Here is a 14,845-nt window from a genome sequence, read left to right as displayed (position 1 = left end):
GGAAAGTCTGAAATGACCGTCACGTCAGTGACAACCGAGGCGCCGGCGCCGGTCCAGCGGGCCAAGCCGGTGGGCGGTGGCCTGCTCGACCCCACGCAGCTGTGGCGCTCCACACCGGACGCTTTGCGCAAGCTCGACCCGCGCACGCTCTGGCGCAACCCGGTCATGTTGATCGTCGAGGTCGGCGCGGTGTTCACCACCGTCCTGGCGATCACCGACCCGTCCGTGTTCGGCTGGCTGATCACCGTGTGGCTGTGGCTCACCGTGGTCTTCGCCAACCTGGCCGAGGCTGTCGCCGAAGGCCGCGGCAAGGCCCAGGCCGCGAGCCTGCGCAAAGCCAAGCAGGACGCGGTCGCCCGCCGGCTGGTCGGGTGGGGGACCGACGGCGTCCGCGAGGAAAGCGTCGACGCCGTCGACCTCGCGCAGGGCGACATCGTGGTCTGTGAGGCCGGCGACGTGATCCCCGGAGACGGCGATGTCGTCGAGGGCATCGCCAGCGTCGACGAGTCGGCGATCACCGGCGAGTCGGCGCCGGTGATCCGGGAGTCCGGCGGCGACCGCAGCGCGGTCACCGGCGGCACGAAGGTGCTGTCCGACCGGATCGTCGTGAAGATCACCCAGAAACCGGGGGAGAGCTTTATCGACCGGATGATCGCCCTCGTCGAGGGCGCCAACCGGCAGAAGACGCCGAACGAGATCGCGCTGAACATCCTGCTCGCCGCGCTGACGATCATCTTCCTGCTGTCCGTGGTGACGCTACAGCCGATGGCCATCTTCGCGAAGGGCTTCCAGGCCGCCGCGCCGGACACCCAGGCGATCAACGGCGACGGCGTCACCGGCATCGTGCTCGCCTCGCTGCTGGTCTGCCTGATCCCCACGACGATCGGAGCGCTGCTGTCCGCGATCGGCATCGCCGGCATGGACCGCCTCGTCCAGCGCAACGTACTCGCCCTGAGCGGGCGCGCGGTCGAGGCCGCCGGCGACGTCAACACCCTGCTGCTGGACAAGACCGGCACGATCACGCTGGGCAACCGGCAGGCCAGCGAGTTTCTCCCGGTCGACGGGGTCACCGCCGCCGGCGTCGCGGACGCGGCGCAGCTGTCCAGCCTGGCCGACGAGACCCCCGAGGGCCGCTCGGTGGTCGTGCTGGCCAAGACTGCATACGGGCTGCGGGCCCGGGACGACGGGATCATCCCGCACGCGCAGTTCGTGCCGTTCACCGCGCAGACCCGGATGTCCGGTGTGGACCTGACCGAGGACGGCCGGATCCGCCGGATCCGCAAGGGCGCCGCGGCCGCGGTGATGAAATGGGTACGGGACAGCGGCGGCCACCCCACTGACGAGGTGGGTCCCATCGTCGACGGGATCTCCGCCACCGGCGGCACGCCGCTGGTGGTCGCTGAGTGCGTCACCGGCCCGAGCGGCACCACCGCGCGCACCCTCGGCGTGATCCACCTCAAGGACGTGGTCAAGGCCGGCATGCGCGAGCGCTTCGACGAGATGCGCCGGATGGGCATCCGCACCGTGATGATCACGGGTGACAACCCGCTCACCGCCAAGGCGATCGCCGACGAGGCCGGCGTGGACGACTTCCTCGCCGAGGCGAAGCCCGAAGACAAGATGGCCTTGATCCGCAAGGAGCAGGAGGGCGGCCGGCTGGTCGCGATGACAGGCGACGGCACCAACGACGCGCCCGCGCTGGCTCAGGCGGACGTGGGCGTGGCGATGAACACCGGCACGTCGGCCGCCAAGGAGGCCGGCAACATGGTCGACCTCGACTCCGACCCCACCAAGCTGATCGAGATCGTGGAGATCGGCAAGCAGCTGCTGATCACCCGCGGCGCGCTCACCACGTTCTCCATCGCCAACGACATCGCGAAGTACTTCGCGATCATCCCGGCGATGTTCGCGGCCGTGTACCCGTCGCTGGACGGCGTGAACGTGATGCGGCTGCACTCGCCGCCCTCGGCGATTTTGTCCGCGGTCATCTTCAACGCCCTCGTCATCATCGCGCTGATCCCGCTCGCCCTGCGCGGCGTGCGGTACCGGCCGTCCAGCGCATCGAAGCTGTTGACCCGCAACCTGTGGATCTACGGCCTCGGCGGCGTGATCGTCCCGTTCGTCGGCATCAAACTCATCGACCTTCTCATCCAGTTCGTCCCAGGGATCTCGTGATGCGCCTACCCGGCTGGCTCACCCAGCACATCGCCGCGCTCCGCGCGCTGCTCGTCTTCACCGTCCTGTTAGGACTCGCCTATCCGCTGGCCATGGTGGCGGTCGCGCAGCTGCCCGGGCTGCGGGACAACGCCAAGGGCTCGCTGGTCGAAAACGCCGCCGGCCAGAGGGTCGGCAGCAAGCTCATCGGCCAGGCGTTCACGGACGCGGACGGCAACCCCATCCCGGTGTACTTCCAGTCCCGGCCCTCGGCCGCCGGCGACGGCTACGACCCGACCGCGACGTCGGCCAGCAACCTCGGCCCGGAAAGCATCGTCGACACGCTCGCCGCCAACCCGGACGACGCGACGCAGAGCCTGCTGACCCAGGTCTGCGCGCGCAGCCTCGCCATCGGGCAACTGGAAGGCGTCGACGGCCGCCGGCCCTACTGCACCCCGGATGGAGTCGGCGCGGTGCTGGCCGTCTTCCACCGCGACGGGCTCACCGGCCCGATCACCCGCGTGGTCAGCGTCAACCAGACGGGCATGCCGTTCATCTCCGCCTACGAAGGGGTACCGGTGCAGAGCGCACAGGTCGGCATCGACTACCGCGCCGAAGGCGCCGTGATCGTCCCGGTCCGCGGCGACGCACCGAGCAAGCCCGCAGTTCCCGCCGACGCGGTCACCGCCAGCGGCAGCGGCCTCGACCCGCACATCAGCCTGGCGTACGCGCGGCTCCAGGCACCCAGGATCGCGCGCGAGCGGGGCACCGACACCGCAACCGTCCAGCGGCTGGTCGAGGAGTACACCGACGGGCGGGCGCTGGGCTTCATGGGCGAGCCGGGAGTCAACGTCCTGGAGCTCAACCTGGCCCTCGACCGCGAGTTCCCCCGGTAGCGGAGGAAGATCGAGTCATGGCACGTGGCCAGTTGCGCGTCTACCTCGGCGCCGCGCCCGGGGTGGGCAAGACCTTCACCATGCTGGAGGAGGCCCACCGCCGCAAGGGCCGGGGCACCGACGTCGTGGTCGGGTTCGTGGAGACGCACGGCCGCACGCACACCGCGCGGATGGTCGGCGACCTCGAGGTGGTACCGCGCAGGCAGGTGAGCTATCGGGGCACGACCTTCGAGGAGATGGACGTCGACGCGATCCTGGCCCGCCGCCCCGAGGTCGCGATCGTCGACGAGCTCGCGCACACCAACGTGCCCGGCTCCCGCAACACCAAGCGGTGGCAGGACGTCCAGGAGCTGCTCGCGGCCGGGATCACCGTGCTGTCCACCGTGAACATCCAGCACCTTGAGTCGCTCAACGACGTCGTTCAGCAGATCACCGGCGTCGTACAGCGGGAGACCGTGCCGGACGCGGTGGTGCGCGCTGCCGACCAGGTCGAGCTGGTCGACATGACGCCGGAGGCGCTGCGGCGGCGGATGGCGCACGGCAACGTGTACAAGCCGGAGAAGATCGACGCCGCGCTGGGCAACTACTTCCGGGTCGGCAACCTCACCGCGCTGCGCGAGCTGGCCCTGCTGTGGCTGGCCGACAAGGTCGACGAGCAGCTCGACCGGTACCGCGCCGACAACCGGATCGGCGGCACCTGGGAGACCCGGGAGCGGGTCGTGGTCGCGCTCACCGGCGGCCCGGAGGGCGACACGCTCGTGCGCCGGGCCGCGCGGATCGCCGCCCGCAGCAAGGGTGCCGAGCTGCTCGCCGTGCACGTGGCCCGCTCGGACGGGCTGGCCGGCGCCGACCCGGCGCTACTGGCGAAACAGCGGCTGCTGGTGGAGAGCCTGGGCGGCACCTACCACCAGGTGATCGGCGCCGACGTCCCGCAAGCCCTGCTGGACTTCGCCCGCGGCGTCAACGCCACCCAGCTCGTGCTCGGCGCCAGCCGCCGCGGCCGGCTCGCCCAGATCTTCGCCGCCGGCATCGGGGTGAGCACCACCGCCCGGTCCGGGCCGATCGACGTGCACCTGGTCACCCACGAGCAGATCGGCCAGGGCCGCCGCCGGCCGGTGCTCACCGGGCAGGCCGCACTGTCCCGGCCGCGGCGGATCGCGGGCTTCGCGCTCGCGGTCTTCGGGTTGCCGCTGCTGACGCTGATGCTTCACCTACTGCGCGGCGACCTCGCGCTCGCCAGCGACATCCTCTTCTACCTGGCCTGGGTCATCCTGGTCGCGCTGGTCGGCGGGATGTGGCCGGCGCTGCTCACGGCGCTGGCCGGGTCACTGCTGCTCAACTACTTCTTCACAGCTCCGATCCACCAGTTCACCATCGCCGAGACCGAAAACCTGCTGTCCCTGGTCGTCTTCCTGGTCGTCGCGGTCGCGGTCAGCGCTGTGGTGGATACCGCCGCCCGGCGTACCCGGGAAGCCGCCCAGGCCAGCGCGGACGCCTCCACCCTCGCTACCGTCGCCGGCAGCGTGCTGCGCGGCGACCGGCCCTTGCCCGCCCTGCTCGAACGGCTCCGCGAGACCTTCGGCCTGGAATCAGTCACCCTGCTCGAACGCCGCCCCGACGCACCACCCAGCCCGGACCGGCCGCACGACCCGCAGTCCTGGCGCATCGCGGCCACCGTCGGCGGCAAGCCCTGCGCCGCACCCGGCGAAGGCGGCACCGACGTACCCATCGACGACGACCTGGCCCTCGTGCTGCGCGGGCATCCGCTGCCCGCCGCCGACCGGCGCGTCGTCGAGGCGTTCGCCGCCCAGGCCGCCCTCGCGCTGCGCCAGGAACGCCTCGCCCAGGAGGCTGCCAGCGCCCGGCCCCTCGCGGAGGCGGACAAGATGCGCACCGCGCTGCTCGCCGCCGTCAGCCACGACCTGCGTACCCCGCTCGCCTCCGCCAAGGCGGCCGTGACAAGCCTGCGCAGCCACGACGTCGCCTTCTCCGACGACGACCGCGACGAGCTGCTCGCCACCGCCGACGAGTCCCTGGACAAGCTCGGGCGCCTCGTCGCCAACCTGCTGGACATGAGCCGCCTCCAGGCCGGCGTTCTCGGCCTCGCGCTCACCGAGATCGGCGTCGAGGAGGCCGTGCCCCGGGCGCTGGACGAGCTCGGCCCGCACGCCCGTGCCGTCCGCGTACGCATCCCACCCGAGCTGCCCGCGGTCCACGTCGACCCGGCACTACTCGAACGCGTCCTGGTCAACGTCATCGGCAACGCCCTGCGGTTCAGCCCACCCGATGACCCCCCGCAGATCACCGCCAGCGAACACGCCGGGACGGTGCAGCTACGCGTCATCGACCATGGTCCCGGCATCCCCGAAGGCGCCCGCGAGCACATGTTCCAGCCGTTCCAACGACTCGGCGACCGGGACAACCACAGCGGCGTCGGCCTCGGTCTGGCCCTGTCCCGCGGCCTGGCCGAGGCGATGGGCGGCACCCTGGCGCCCGACACCACGCCCGGCGGCGGCCTCACCATGATCCTCACCCTGCCGTCAGCCGAGGCTAGCGGGAACACAGCCGGCGACGCGGCCACCGAGGCCGAAGCGGCCGAGGTCGCCGACCGGGCGATTGTCGAACGCCTGCGCCGGCGGCCCGCGACCGAACAGGAGAACCTGCGATGACCCGGATCCCGGTCCGGGCATGGGCTACCGCCTGCACCTCGCGGCGCGGCCGGCCCAACAGGAGCCCTGACCGCGTAGGCCGCGGCTCAGCGGTCAGCGCGCGGTGTTGCGGTTGTACAGCCTCTTGGCCCACCAGAAGGCGACCACAGTGATGGCGGTGCACCACGCGGCCGCGGCGATGGCGTTGTTGCCGATGCCGGTGCCGAGCAGCAGCCCGCGCAGGGTTTCCATGATCGGGGTGAACGGCTGGTACTCGGCGAACCAGCGCACCGCGGTGGGCATCGAGTCGGTGGGCACGAAGCCGCTGCCGAGGAACGGCAGGAGCACCAGCGGCATGGGCAGGTTGCTGGCCGACTCGACGGTCTTGGCGAACAGGCCCAGAGCGACGGACAGCCAGGTGAGCGCGAACGCGATCATGGCCAGCACGGCGGCCGCGGCGAGCCACTCGATCGGGTTGGCGTCGGGGCGGAAGCCGACCAGCAGCGCGACGCCGACGACGATCGCCAGGCCGAGCATGGTCTGGATGACGGCGCCGAGGACGTGGCCGGTCAGCACCGACGGGCGGAAGATCGCCATCGTACGGAACCGGGCGATGATGCCCTCGGTCATGTCCATGGCGACTGTTATCGCGGTGCCCTGCGCCGTCCCGGCCACCGCCATCAACAGGATGCCGGGCACGACGTAGTTGGCGTAAGCCTCGCGGCCCCCGGAGGCTCCGCCGAGCCCGTTGCCGAGCGTGCCGCCGAAGACGTAGACGAACAGCAACAGGAACACGACCGGCATGCCGACCAACATGAACGTCAGGGACGGGTAGCGGCGCATGTGCCGGAGGTTGCGCCGCAGCATGGTGCCGGAGTCGCGGACGGCGAGCGTGAGGGTGGTCATCGCACGGTGGTCCTTTCACGGTCGGGCTGGCCGGTGAGGGCGAGGAATACGTCGTCGAGGTCGGGCTGGTGCACCGACAGGCTGACGGCTTCGACGGATGCGTGGTCGAGCTGGTCGAGCAGAGCGCGCAGGGACCGCACGCTGCCGTCGTGGGGCACCTGGATGGCCAGGGCCGCCTCGTCCCGTACCGGTGCGTCGAGGGCCTGGGACGCGAACTGGAACTCGTCGGCGTCCGCGAACTGGAGGCGGACGTGGCCGCCGGGGACCCGGCGCTTGAGCTCGTCGGGGGTGCCCTGGGCCACCAGACGTCCGTGGTCGAGGAGCGCGATGTGGTCGGCGAGCTGGTCGGCCTCTTCCAGGTACTGCGTGGTGAGGAAGATGGTGATGCCGGCGGCGGCCAGGTCACGGATGACGTCCCACATGCCGCGGCGGCTGCGCGGGTCGAGCCCGGTCGTCGGCTCGTCGAGGAAGATGACGCGTGGATCGCCGACCAGGGTCATGGCGAGGTCGAGCCGCCGGCGCAGGCCGCCGGAGTAGGTCGACACCGGCTTGCCGGCCTCCCGTGTCAGGTCGAACCGCTGGAGCAGCTCGGCGGTGCGCCGGCGGCGGGTCGGCTTGTCCAGGTGGTGCAGGTCGGCCATGAGGTTGAGGTTTTCCTGGCCGGTGAGCAGGTTGTCGACCGCGGAGAACTGGCCGGTGACACCGATCAGGGCGCGTACCGCGTCGGGTTCGCGGGCCACGTCGCGGCCCAGGATGCGGGCTTCGCCGCCGTCGGCGCCGATCAGCGTGGACAGGATCTGCACGGTGGTGGTCTTGCCGGCGCCGTTGGGGCCGAGCAGGGCGAAGATGGTGCCTTCGGCGATTCGCAGGTCGATGCCGGCGAGCACCACCTTGTCGCGGTAGGACTTGTGCAGCCCGGTGACGGTGATCATGGGTTCCTCGTTTCCTCGAACGGGTTTACGCGGCGCGGCGGATCATGATGTCGCCCCAGTTGGAGCTGGCCCGGACCTCGACGGTGTCGTCGCCCTGGGCCGGCCCGTCGGTGGTCTCGAGCGCGTTGTGCACCCGGCCGTGGCGGGAGCTGAGCTCGAGCCACGCGGCGGTGCCGGGGCGCACACCGATCTCGATACCGCCGTAGCCGGTCTGCACGTCTACCGATCCCCGCGTGACCTCACCGATCCGGACGCTGCCGTGGTTGCTGCGCGCGGTCACCGAGGCCAGCGCCCGGTCGACGGTGACGTCGCCGTACGCGGTCTTGACCCGGACGTCCCCGGTGCTCTGGCCGATCCAGCAGTCGCCGGACGAGTTCTTGATCTCGACGGTGCCGTCGACCTCGCCGAGGCGCACCTTGCCGGAGGAGGCCGTGACCCGGGCTGCGCCGCTGACCTGCTGCACCACGACCTCGCCGTGGCTGCTGTCGACCTCCAGCGGTCCGGTCTGGTCAAGCCGAACGGCGCTTCCGCTCTTGAACCGGCACTCGCCGAGCCGCCCCTCGCAGCGAAACGACGCCCACGACGCCTCGGCCTGGATGCGCGATCCGCTGGGCAGCTCGATCACGACGTCGACCGACGGGCTGTTGCCGGGAGCGAATCGGCGCCAGGACTTCGGTGCCCTGATCGTCAGCTGGCCCGCCGCGTACTCGACGGCCGTCTGCTCCGCGGCGTTGACGTCGGCCTTGTTCGACGCTTTGCGCGGACGCACTTCCACCACGGTGTCGGTACGGTCGGACGCGGTGATCCACGCGTCTCCGATCGGCAAGTCGATCTGGACGGCAATCGGTTCTGGCGTGTCGAAAACAGGCATGGTGGTCTCCCGAAATGTGCCTGATGGATGTCGTTGCTGGTCAGATGGATACGGCGAGGGGTGTGCGGTCAGCGTGCCCAGCCGGTGAAGTGCTGGCCGGAGCCCGGCTCGGCACGCCGCGGCGGCCGTCGCCGCGGGTCGCCGGCCTCGACCGCCGCGGCGGCGGCCCGCACGAGCCACGCGTTGACGGACAGCCCGGCCCGGCCGGCGGCCTGCTCGATGCTGGCCTTGAGGTGGTCGGGCAGGCGCAGGTTGATCCTCGAGGTGCCCCCGTCCTCGCCCTCCGCCACCGCCACCAGGGCCGGTGACGCGGCCGGATCCTCGTCCGGCGGGGAGGGCAGTGCCACCACGAACGTGGGCTCCCGACCCCGTAGTCGCACGTGGACCGACCCGGGGGCCAGCTCGCGGGTGATCTCGTCGGCCGCGTCGGACAGCGCCTCCAGCAACGTCAACTGGGTCGCCGCCTCCAACTGCGTGACCAGCCGCTCGGCCAATGCCCGGCCTTCGGGGTCGGCGCCCTCCGCGGCCACGGCGAACTCGGTACGCAGCTGGTCGATGTACGGCCTCAAGTCCATGGCGCCATAGTGGCACCACAATGGCATCATCGCAACCCGATCTGGCTCACGGCTGGCGCCATCGCGAGCGAGCGGGTGGTGGTCCGCTCGATGTCCGAATGATCCGCGCCGACCTGGACGAGCCGCCTGGGTCAGTGTCCGAACGCCCAAGCCACCATCAGCGGGAACTCGTGTTTCCAGAAGGCGTCGCCGTGCGAGCCGGCCCGTTCGGTCATGACAACGTCTCCACCGACCTCGCGTAACGCGTCTGCCCACCGGGTGGCGTTCGTGAGGAAGAACGGTTCGTCGGTGCCGGCGACGAGGTAGGTACGCGGAAGCCGGCCGGGTAGCGCGGCGGGCGGTCGGTAGCCTGCCCCGGGTGAGGCGCAGAAGACCGTGCCGTAGATGTCGGGATGGCGTAGCCCCATGGCCAGCGCGAGTTCCGCACCGACGGAGACACCGAACACCGCGGTTCGGCTGGCTGGCAGGCTGACGGCCAGGCGGGTCGCCGCCCATCGCCGGACGTCTTGGACGAAAAACTTCTCGTGGGCCGCGAACCGTTGCGGATCGAAGGCGAATTCGGCCGTGGTACGGCCCGGTGAGTACTCGTGCAGCCGCAGTGTTTCGTCCTCGATGCGGTGGGCGCCGATGATCATCGTGGGCGGCAGATCGGCAGCCGCCAAATCCTTGCCCCACGACGTGATCAGTTCTCCGTCGCCAGCGAAGACGACCGCCTCGGCCGCTGCCGCCGGTACGTAGGCGGTGACCTGCCGCCCACCGTCGTACTCCAACGACTCGGTAATGAGCTCGCCCGCTGTGGACGACATCGGCATGGGCTCCCTTACAGGCGTGGGACAGCGGACAACGCCGGCATCCTCAGCCGCTCGGCGACGATCGAGGAGAGCGCCCCCCGGAGAGTTTCCGGCACGTGCTCGACGTCAACCTCACCGGGTGCCGTTGCTGCGCCGCGCCGGCGGCGGCGCCCCGGACCTCGCCCCGCACCTACAAGATCCATCAGATGGGCTTTAGTCCGCTGGCGATGCAGCGTCGATCGCCTTCAGCGCGTTGTCGTGTGTTGCCCGGTGGGCACGGGCCAGCTCGGCGAACCGAGCGCCGTTCTCGTCGATGAATCCCTGCTGTATGTCGGTCTCTACCGCGACCCAGATCCGCACGAGGTCCACCCTGTTCTTGCATCCGGCGTCGGCCAGCGCGGTGGCGAACTCCTCTTCGGACACATATGGTGCGTCGAGGTCCCATCGGGGGTCACTGACGGCGTCGTACGGGTCCTCGTAACGGTGTCCGCGTTCGCTCATGCACCGTCGCCAGAACGCGACCGCAGCGATGACTCTCGGATCGACTTCAGATTGGTCGAGAGACCTGAAGTCGAATTCGGTGAGAATGTTGGTGTCCACCTCCGGCACGCCGCGTGAGAGCGCCGCGACGGCGTCGTCCAGACAACCGGGGCGCGTGGCGGTGCCATACAGCGCCGCTTTTTCGGCGCCGCCCAGGCTGGACAGCCAGGCGTCCAGATGTGCGGCCCTCGCGTCGGAGTCTCGATCTGCGGGGAAGTGGTATCCGAACCGGCGCGCCGTGCGCTCGCCGACGATGCCGTATCGGCGGATGTTGTCCGGCATCGCCTCGACGGCTCCGATCAGGCTGGCCGGCACGGCGATGTCCGGACGGCCCCGTGCATGCAAGCATCGGTCTACCAGGATGTGCGTCGCGCGGTTGACGACGTTCTGCTCCGCGGCGGTGGGGCGGTATTGGTCGAACGGCAGGACGATGCGTTCGGCGTCCGACCAAATGTCGTCAGTGTCGCGGCCTTTCGCGTCTGTCCGGGCTAGCCCGACGATTAGCAGGGCGGCCACGGAAAGTCCGGCGAATTTGAGCGCTTTCCACATCGCGTCGCCCCTTGATGTCGACGGACTAAAGGGTCGGTCCGACCGCGGAGCCGGCCGTCTGATGTCGGCTCCGCGGCCGCACCCTGGTGCTCAGCAGAAGATCCTGAGTGAGCTTCCTCGGTTGTCGCCAATGTCCCGGCTGCTCAGGCTGGAGAATGCCCCACCGTGCGCGATGCTTGTCCGAGCCCCGCTGTAGTCGGCGTGCTGGTACAGCGCGGCGGTGCAGCCACGGTCGTTCCTCATGGAACTCGTTTCGTCGTTCATGCCGTCACCGGTCGCCACGTGGTTTTCGTCCAGCCACTCGTTGTTGTTGAAGGACGAGTCGCTGGTCAGGAAGTTCATCCAGTGCTCGGCACTGCCCTCGTTCCGGTTGTAGTTGGTGTTCTCGTACAGGCAGACACGGCCACTGTTGCAGAACCCGCCCGGGTCGGCCGAAGCCGGTTGTGCCGCGACGGCGATGCCGGCAACGGGAAGCAGTGCCATCGCCACCGCAATGATCAAGCGCCTCATGGTGAAACCTTTCTGAATGGGAATGGCCATGGCGGTCAACGGGCCATGTGCCAAGACGACCCGAACATGATTACGTCGCGGCCGGGATTGGAAGCAGGTCGATCAACGGCAATGCCGGGAAGGCACCAAAATCCTGCAAGATCGCGAAGGATGCGATGCAGTAAGCGGAAAGAGATCTTTTCTCGTCAGGAGCCGCATTCGGATCTTGCAGGATCTTGCATCATGAAGGCGCGATTCGATAACAGCGGCACCGCCGTCGCCGATGATCTGGTTGTATTTCCGGCACGGGGGAGGTGACGGCAATGTCTCAGCCCATGGGGGCGGCTGCGGGTGGATCTATCCCGTCACTGGTCAGCTTCGGTTGTTCGCCAGATGCCGATCTGATCTACAGGTACATCGTCCGTTACGGGCCTCGGCCACCCGGCGCGATTCAACACGACCTGGGGATGCCACGTCGCCGGGTGGCCACCGCCCTCGACGAGCTCGCGTCGGTCCAGGCGGCTACGGCCTTCTTCCCCTCCGTGGCGAAGGAGCCGGTCTGGCGGGCCAGCCCACCGGCCAAGGTCAACGAGACGCTGCGGCGCATGCGTGTCCGGCATGTCATGGCGAACGCTGGGATCCGCCGCCCGAGCAGCCCTCTCGCGCTCCTGACGGACGTGCCGACAGCGCTCGGCGACGACCTGCGTCACCTGCCCAGCCGGGCGGTCGCGCGCGCCCGGCTGGCGAGACTGGCCGAGGTGGCCCACCAGGAGCAGCTCGCCATGCATCCCGAGCCGACCTTCGACGCGGAGACGCGCCGGGCGGCCGCGCCGATGGACCGGACCCTGCTCGAACGCGGAGTCCAGATGCGTGTCCTGGGCGTGCAGCCGGTGGACCCGGACGGCTTTCCGAGCGTTCCGGCAGCGCCCCAGCCCGCCTACCGGATGAGCCGTCGGGTGCCGGCCAAGCTGATCATCGTCGACCGCAAGGTGGCCGTGTTTCCGGTCGCCCCGGACAACCCGGAGCGCGGCTACCTGGAGGTGGCGCAGGAAACCATGGTGTCGGCGCTGGTGGCGATGTTCGAGCGGGAATGGCATCGGGCCGATGACCCGCCGACGCTTCCCGCGCGGCTGACGCTCCATCCACGAGAGCGTGCCGTGGTGGCCCGGCTCGCCGAGGGACACACCGATGCAAGCGCCGCGCGAGACATGCTGATCAGCCCGCGGACCGTGGCCAACATCCTGCGCCGCCTGATGGACCGGCTTGGTGTGGAAAACCGGTTCCAGCTTGGCCTGGCTCTCGGCGCCGCGCACGCCGTCGCCCTGCCCCAGCCAGACCACGAGGGGGAGCTATGACGCGTGATCACCGCCTGCGTCGATTGCTCTTGGCGTCGCTCGCCGTCGTGGCGGTGCTGGCGGCTCAGCTCGCCGTTCCCGCGGGAGTCACCAACGCAGCCACCCGCCCACCCGTCGACGGTCTCCCACCCGGGCTGGTGTGGTCGTCCTGTGCCACCGGAGCGATCACCGAGTACTCGGTCACCGTGGAGCCGGGCCCGCCCACCCACACTCGCATAGCGATTTCTGGCTGGGCCCAGCCCTGCGCCGGCACGTCGCCGAATACATTCGCCATCGTGAAATACGGCATGTACGCCACCCTCTCGCCGGCAGGGCTCCGGAGGTACGAGTCGTTGACGGCACCCACCGCGTTCCGCGTGTTCGCGGACTACTGGGGTACGTCGAGCGACGCGTTTCCATCGGGCACGGGCATCTGCCTGCACCGCACCCTTGACGGCCGGCTCGCCTGCCTCGCGGTGGGGGTCCTCGGCGACACCGGCCAGTTGGTCGCGTCGCTGGTGCCGCCGGCCGAGATACCGGCGCGTCCGCTCGTCGTGTACTCCGATCCCGACCCGAACTGCGGCATGTGCCTATGAACGGGCGCTACGCGAGCACGCCGTCGACGTCGACGATCGTGTAGGCGTCGCCCTACTCGGCCACGTCGAAAACACTGACGCACTCCGTGAGGTGAGTAGATTTGTGAAACAGTTGCCGCCGAGGGAAGCCGAGGCAGCGGCTTCGTGGCTCTCTGGGCGAGCAGACTGCCGTGATCCCGCGGGCGACGGATCTGCTGCCGCGGAAATCTGAGACCATGTCGCGATGGTTGTCCTCGTGCAACTACCGGACCCCAAGACGTGGCTGGGTGCCGTCGGCTACAGCAGCCTGCTGTACGCGACTCTCGACATCGCCACCCCGCTGGTGTTCCTGCTTCTGGAACCCTCCGCGCTCTGGTGGTACCCACTGCCATACCTGGGCATCGGCTGGCTAGCCGGTAGCGTGCTGACCTTCATCCTTCGGACGACGGACCCATGGCGCACCACATGGCGGCCTCGCGTCTCGAGGCTCGTCCTCGCGGCATGCGCCGCCCTGCTCGGACTGCTCCGGCACACGCTCGGCGGGGCGACCCCGAACGGTGACTTCGATCCGCTGTTCTACTTCCTACCGCTGCCGGCGATGGTGGTCTGCATTGCGTTGACCGGCTGGTTCCTCAGCCGGTAACCCGGCCGCATGCAGCTGTCTACGCCGTGCGGGCACCGCTTCGGCGACGACCAGACCGCCCTGGTCTGGTACGACGCCCGAACCAACTGTCGCCGCGGTGACCACCGCCCTCGACCACAGGCGTCGACCACACACAGCCCTCACCGGCTCTCTGGATGTTGCTGCGGATCAGAGGTGTGGTGTCAGCCGAAGAGGGCGCCGGCGATGTCGGCGTAGAAGAGGGCGGGGTCGCGGGACAGGGAGGCCTTGACGTTGGCGGTGGGAGTGTCGGCGATCACCTCGAGTTTGCCCGCTTCCAAGCCGTCCAGGGCCATGGCGACTACCTCGCGGGGTGGGAGTTTGGGGATGTCGTAGGCGGCCATCATGTCGGTGTCGGCGATGGCCAGAGCCAGGGCGGTGACCTGAGTTTTCTGGTCGGTCAGCTCGAGTCTGATGCCGTTGGTGAGGGACCATTCCGCGGCTTTGGAGGCGGCGTAGCCGTTGCTGGCGGGGGCGAAGGTGTACCAGCTCAACGCCGAGATGACGTTGAGGATGGCGCCGCCGGCGAGTTTGGGGGCGAAGGCGCGGGTGACGTTGAGGGTGCCCCAAAAGTTGGTGTCGAATTCGCGGCGGATGTTTTCCGTGGAGGGACCGAGCAGGGGAGCGTTCGTGGAGATGCCGGCGTTGTTGATGAGGACGTCGAGGTCGCCCACCTCGGCTGCTGCGGCTTCGATGGAGGGCGGGTCGGTGATGTCCAGCTGGAGGGGGATGACACCGGGGACGTCGATGCGGTCGGGGCGGCGGGCGGTGGCGTAGACCGTTGCGGCGCCGCGGGCGAGGAGAGCCTCGGCGAACGCCTTGCCGAGGCCGCGGTTGGCGCCGGTGACGAGAGCTTTCGTGCCGTTGATCTGCATGCCGCTACGCTAAAACCTCACGTTGACGTCAGAGGCAAGTATTGCGAGG

At 69.5% G+C, this 14,845-nt stretch carries 14 protein-coding genes; 6 read left to right on the top strand and 8 right to left on the bottom strand.

All coding sequences use genetic code 11. The features are described 5' to 3' along the window. The first annotated feature begins 12 nt into the window (after positions 1-12). The 3 genes from kdpB to AC5L36_RS12690 are packed head-to-tail and all read left to right on the top strand — an operon-like array spanning position 13 to position 5,719. Positions 13-2,175: a potassium-transporting ATPase subunit KdpB gene (kdpB, locus tag AC5L36_RS12700; RefSeq protein ID WP_441215658.1), complete on the top strand. Its 2,163-nt coding sequence runs from the start codon at positions 13-15 to the stop codon at positions 2,173-2,175. Next, complete coding sequence (locus tag AC5L36_RS12695) at positions 2,175-3,050, top strand: potassium-transporting ATPase subunit C (RefSeq protein WP_441215657.1); 876 nt, start codon at positions 2,175-2,177, stop codon at positions 3,048-3,050. Before kdpB ends, AC5L36_RS12695 begins: the two co-directional genes overlap by 1 nt. A gap of 17 nt (positions 3,051-3,067) precedes the next feature. Then, a complete protein-coding gene (locus AC5L36_RS12690) occupies positions 3,068-5,719 on the top strand; it encodes a DUF4118 domain-containing protein (RefSeq protein ID WP_441215656.1) in 2,652 nt (883 codons plus the stop codon). A 93-nt stretch (positions 5,720-5,812) separates the two neighbouring features. On the opposite strand, the gene AC5L36_RS12685 is transcribed toward AC5L36_RS12690, so the two are convergent. The 7 genes from AC5L36_RS12685 to AC5L36_RS12655 form a co-directional block, all read right to left on the bottom strand. Then, positions 5,813-6,604, bottom strand: coding sequence for an ABC transporter permease (locus AC5L36_RS12685; protein WP_441215655.1), 792 nt, complete (start codon positions 6,602-6,604; stop codon positions 5,813-5,815). Further along, the gene (locus AC5L36_RS12680) at positions 6,601-7,536 is read right to left on the bottom strand and encodes an ATP-binding cassette domain-containing protein (protein ID WP_441215654.1); all 936 of its coding nucleotides are present in this window, start codon (positions 7,534-7,536) and stop codon (positions 6,601-6,603) included. The genes AC5L36_RS12685 and AC5L36_RS12680 overlap by 4 nt, the downstream gene beginning before the upstream one ends. Positions 7,537-7,561: 25 nt before the next feature. After that, complete coding sequence (locus tag AC5L36_RS12675) at positions 7,562-8,305, bottom strand: DUF4097 family beta strand repeat-containing protein (RefSeq protein WP_494908055.1); 744 nt, start codon at positions 8,303-8,305, stop codon at positions 7,562-7,564. A 170-nt stretch (positions 8,306-8,475) separates the two neighbouring features. Continuing rightward, positions 8,476-8,982, bottom strand: a complete 507-nt coding sequence (locus tag AC5L36_RS12670) for a hypothetical protein (RefSeq protein ID WP_441215652.1) — start codon at positions 8,980-8,982, stop codon at positions 8,476-8,478. A 131-nt stretch (positions 8,983-9,113) separates the two neighbouring features. Continuing rightward, positions 9,114-9,788 carry an alpha/beta hydrolase gene (locus AC5L36_RS12665; RefSeq protein WP_441215651.1) on the bottom strand — a complete coding sequence of 225 codons (675 nt, stop codon included), beginning with the start codon at positions 9,786-9,788 and terminating at the stop codon, positions 9,114-9,116. Between the two features lie 198 nt (positions 9,789-9,986). Next, the gene (locus AC5L36_RS12660; RefSeq protein ID WP_441215650.1) at positions 9,987-10,862 is read right to left on the bottom strand and encodes a hypothetical protein; all 876 of its coding nucleotides are present in this window, start codon (positions 10,860-10,862) and stop codon (positions 9,987-9,989) included. A 90-nt stretch (positions 10,863-10,952) separates the two neighbouring features. Further along, positions 10,953-11,372 carry a peptidase inhibitor family I36 protein gene (locus AC5L36_RS12655; protein WP_441215649.1) on the bottom strand — a complete coding sequence of 140 codons (420 nt, stop codon included), beginning with the start codon at positions 11,370-11,372 and terminating at the stop codon, positions 10,953-10,955. A gap of 446 nt (positions 11,373-11,818) precedes the next feature. On the opposite strand from AC5L36_RS12655, the gene AC5L36_RS12650 reads away from it, so the two are divergent. The 3 genes from AC5L36_RS12650 (at position 11,819) to AC5L36_RS12640 (ending at position 13,903) form a co-directional block, all read left to right on the top strand. Then, positions 11,819-12,706 carry a helix-turn-helix transcriptional regulator gene (locus tag AC5L36_RS12650; RefSeq protein ID WP_441215648.1) on the top strand — a complete coding sequence of 296 codons (888 nt, stop codon included), beginning with the start codon at positions 11,819-11,821 and terminating at the stop codon, positions 12,704-12,706. Next, a complete protein-coding gene (locus AC5L36_RS12645; RefSeq protein ID WP_441215647.1) occupies positions 12,703-13,281 on the top strand; it encodes a hypothetical protein in 579 nt (192 codons plus the stop codon). The genes AC5L36_RS12650 and AC5L36_RS12645 overlap by 4 nt, the downstream gene beginning before the upstream one ends. Before the next feature lie 223 nt (positions 13,282-13,504). Continuing rightward, positions 13,505-13,903, top strand: a complete 399-nt coding sequence (locus AC5L36_RS12640) for a hypothetical protein (protein ID WP_441215646.1) — start codon at positions 13,505-13,507, stop codon at positions 13,901-13,903. 182 nt (positions 13,904-14,085) lie between these two features. On the opposite strand, the gene AC5L36_RS12635 is transcribed toward AC5L36_RS12640, so the two are convergent. Next, positions 14,086-14,796 (bottom strand): SDR family oxidoreductase, encoded by a 711-nt coding sequence (locus AC5L36_RS12635; RefSeq protein WP_441215645.1) that lies wholly within the window; start codon positions 14,794-14,796, stop codon positions 14,086-14,088. Positions 14,797-14,845: the final 49 nt, after the last annotated feature.

Source organism: Phytohabitans sp. LZ39 (assembly GCF_059359075.1).
Note: the sequence above shows the minus strand (reverse complement) of the source record. Positions and strands in the feature narration are given on the sequence as shown.

What these genes read in the sequence shown, in the direction of transcription:
- AC5L36_RS12655 (WP_441215649.1), bottom strand. Translation starts at nt 11,372, where the DNA reads ATGAGGCGCTTGATCATTGCGGTGGCGATGGCACTGCTTCCCGTTGCC.
- kdpB (WP_441215658.1), top strand. Translation starts at nt 13, where the DNA reads ATGACCGTCACGTCAGTGACAACCGAGGCGCCGGCGCCGGTCCAGCGG.
- AC5L36_RS12645 (WP_441215647.1), top strand. Translation starts at nt 12,703, where the DNA reads ATGACGCGTGATCACCGCCTGCGTCGATTGCTCTTGGCGTCGCTCGCC.
- AC5L36_RS12640 (WP_441215646.1), top strand. Translation starts at nt 13,505, where the DNA reads ATGGTTGTCCTCGTGCAACTACCGGACCCCAAGACGTGGCTGGGTGCC.
- AC5L36_RS12650 (WP_441215648.1), top strand. Translation starts at nt 11,819, where the DNA reads ATGCCACGTCGCCGGGTGGCCACCGCCCTCGACGAGCTCGCGTCGGTC.
- AC5L36_RS12690 (WP_441215656.1), top strand. Translation starts at nt 3,068, where the DNA reads ATGGCACGTGGCCAGTTGCGCGTCTACCTCGGCGCCGCGCCCGGGGTG.
- AC5L36_RS12685 (WP_441215655.1), bottom strand. Translation starts at nt 6,604, where the DNA reads ATGACCACCCTCACGCTCGCCGTCCGCGACTCCGGCACCATGCTGCGG.
- AC5L36_RS12680 (WP_441215654.1), bottom strand. Translation starts at nt 7,536, where the DNA reads ATGATCACCGTCACCGGGCTGCACAAGTCCTACCGCGACAAGGTGGTG.
- AC5L36_RS12665 (WP_441215651.1), bottom strand. Translation starts at nt 9,788, where the DNA reads ATGTCGTCCACAGCGGGCGAGCTCATTACCGAGTCGTTGGAGTACGAC.
- AC5L36_RS12695 (WP_441215657.1), top strand. Translation starts at nt 2,175, where the DNA reads ATGCGCCTACCCGGCTGGCTCACCCAGCACATCGCCGCGCTCCGCGCG.
- AC5L36_RS12670 (WP_441215652.1), bottom strand. Translation starts at nt 8,982, where the DNA reads ATGGACTTGAGGCCGTACATCGACCAGCTGCGTACCGAGTTCGCCGTG.
- AC5L36_RS12635 (WP_441215645.1), bottom strand. Translation starts at nt 14,796, where the DNA reads ATGCAGATCAACGGCACGAAAGCTCTCGTCACCGGCGCCAACCGCGGC.
- AC5L36_RS12660 (WP_441215650.1), bottom strand. Translation starts at nt 10,862, where the DNA reads ATGTGGAAAGCGCTCAAATTCGCCGGACTTTCCGTGGCCGCCCTGCTA.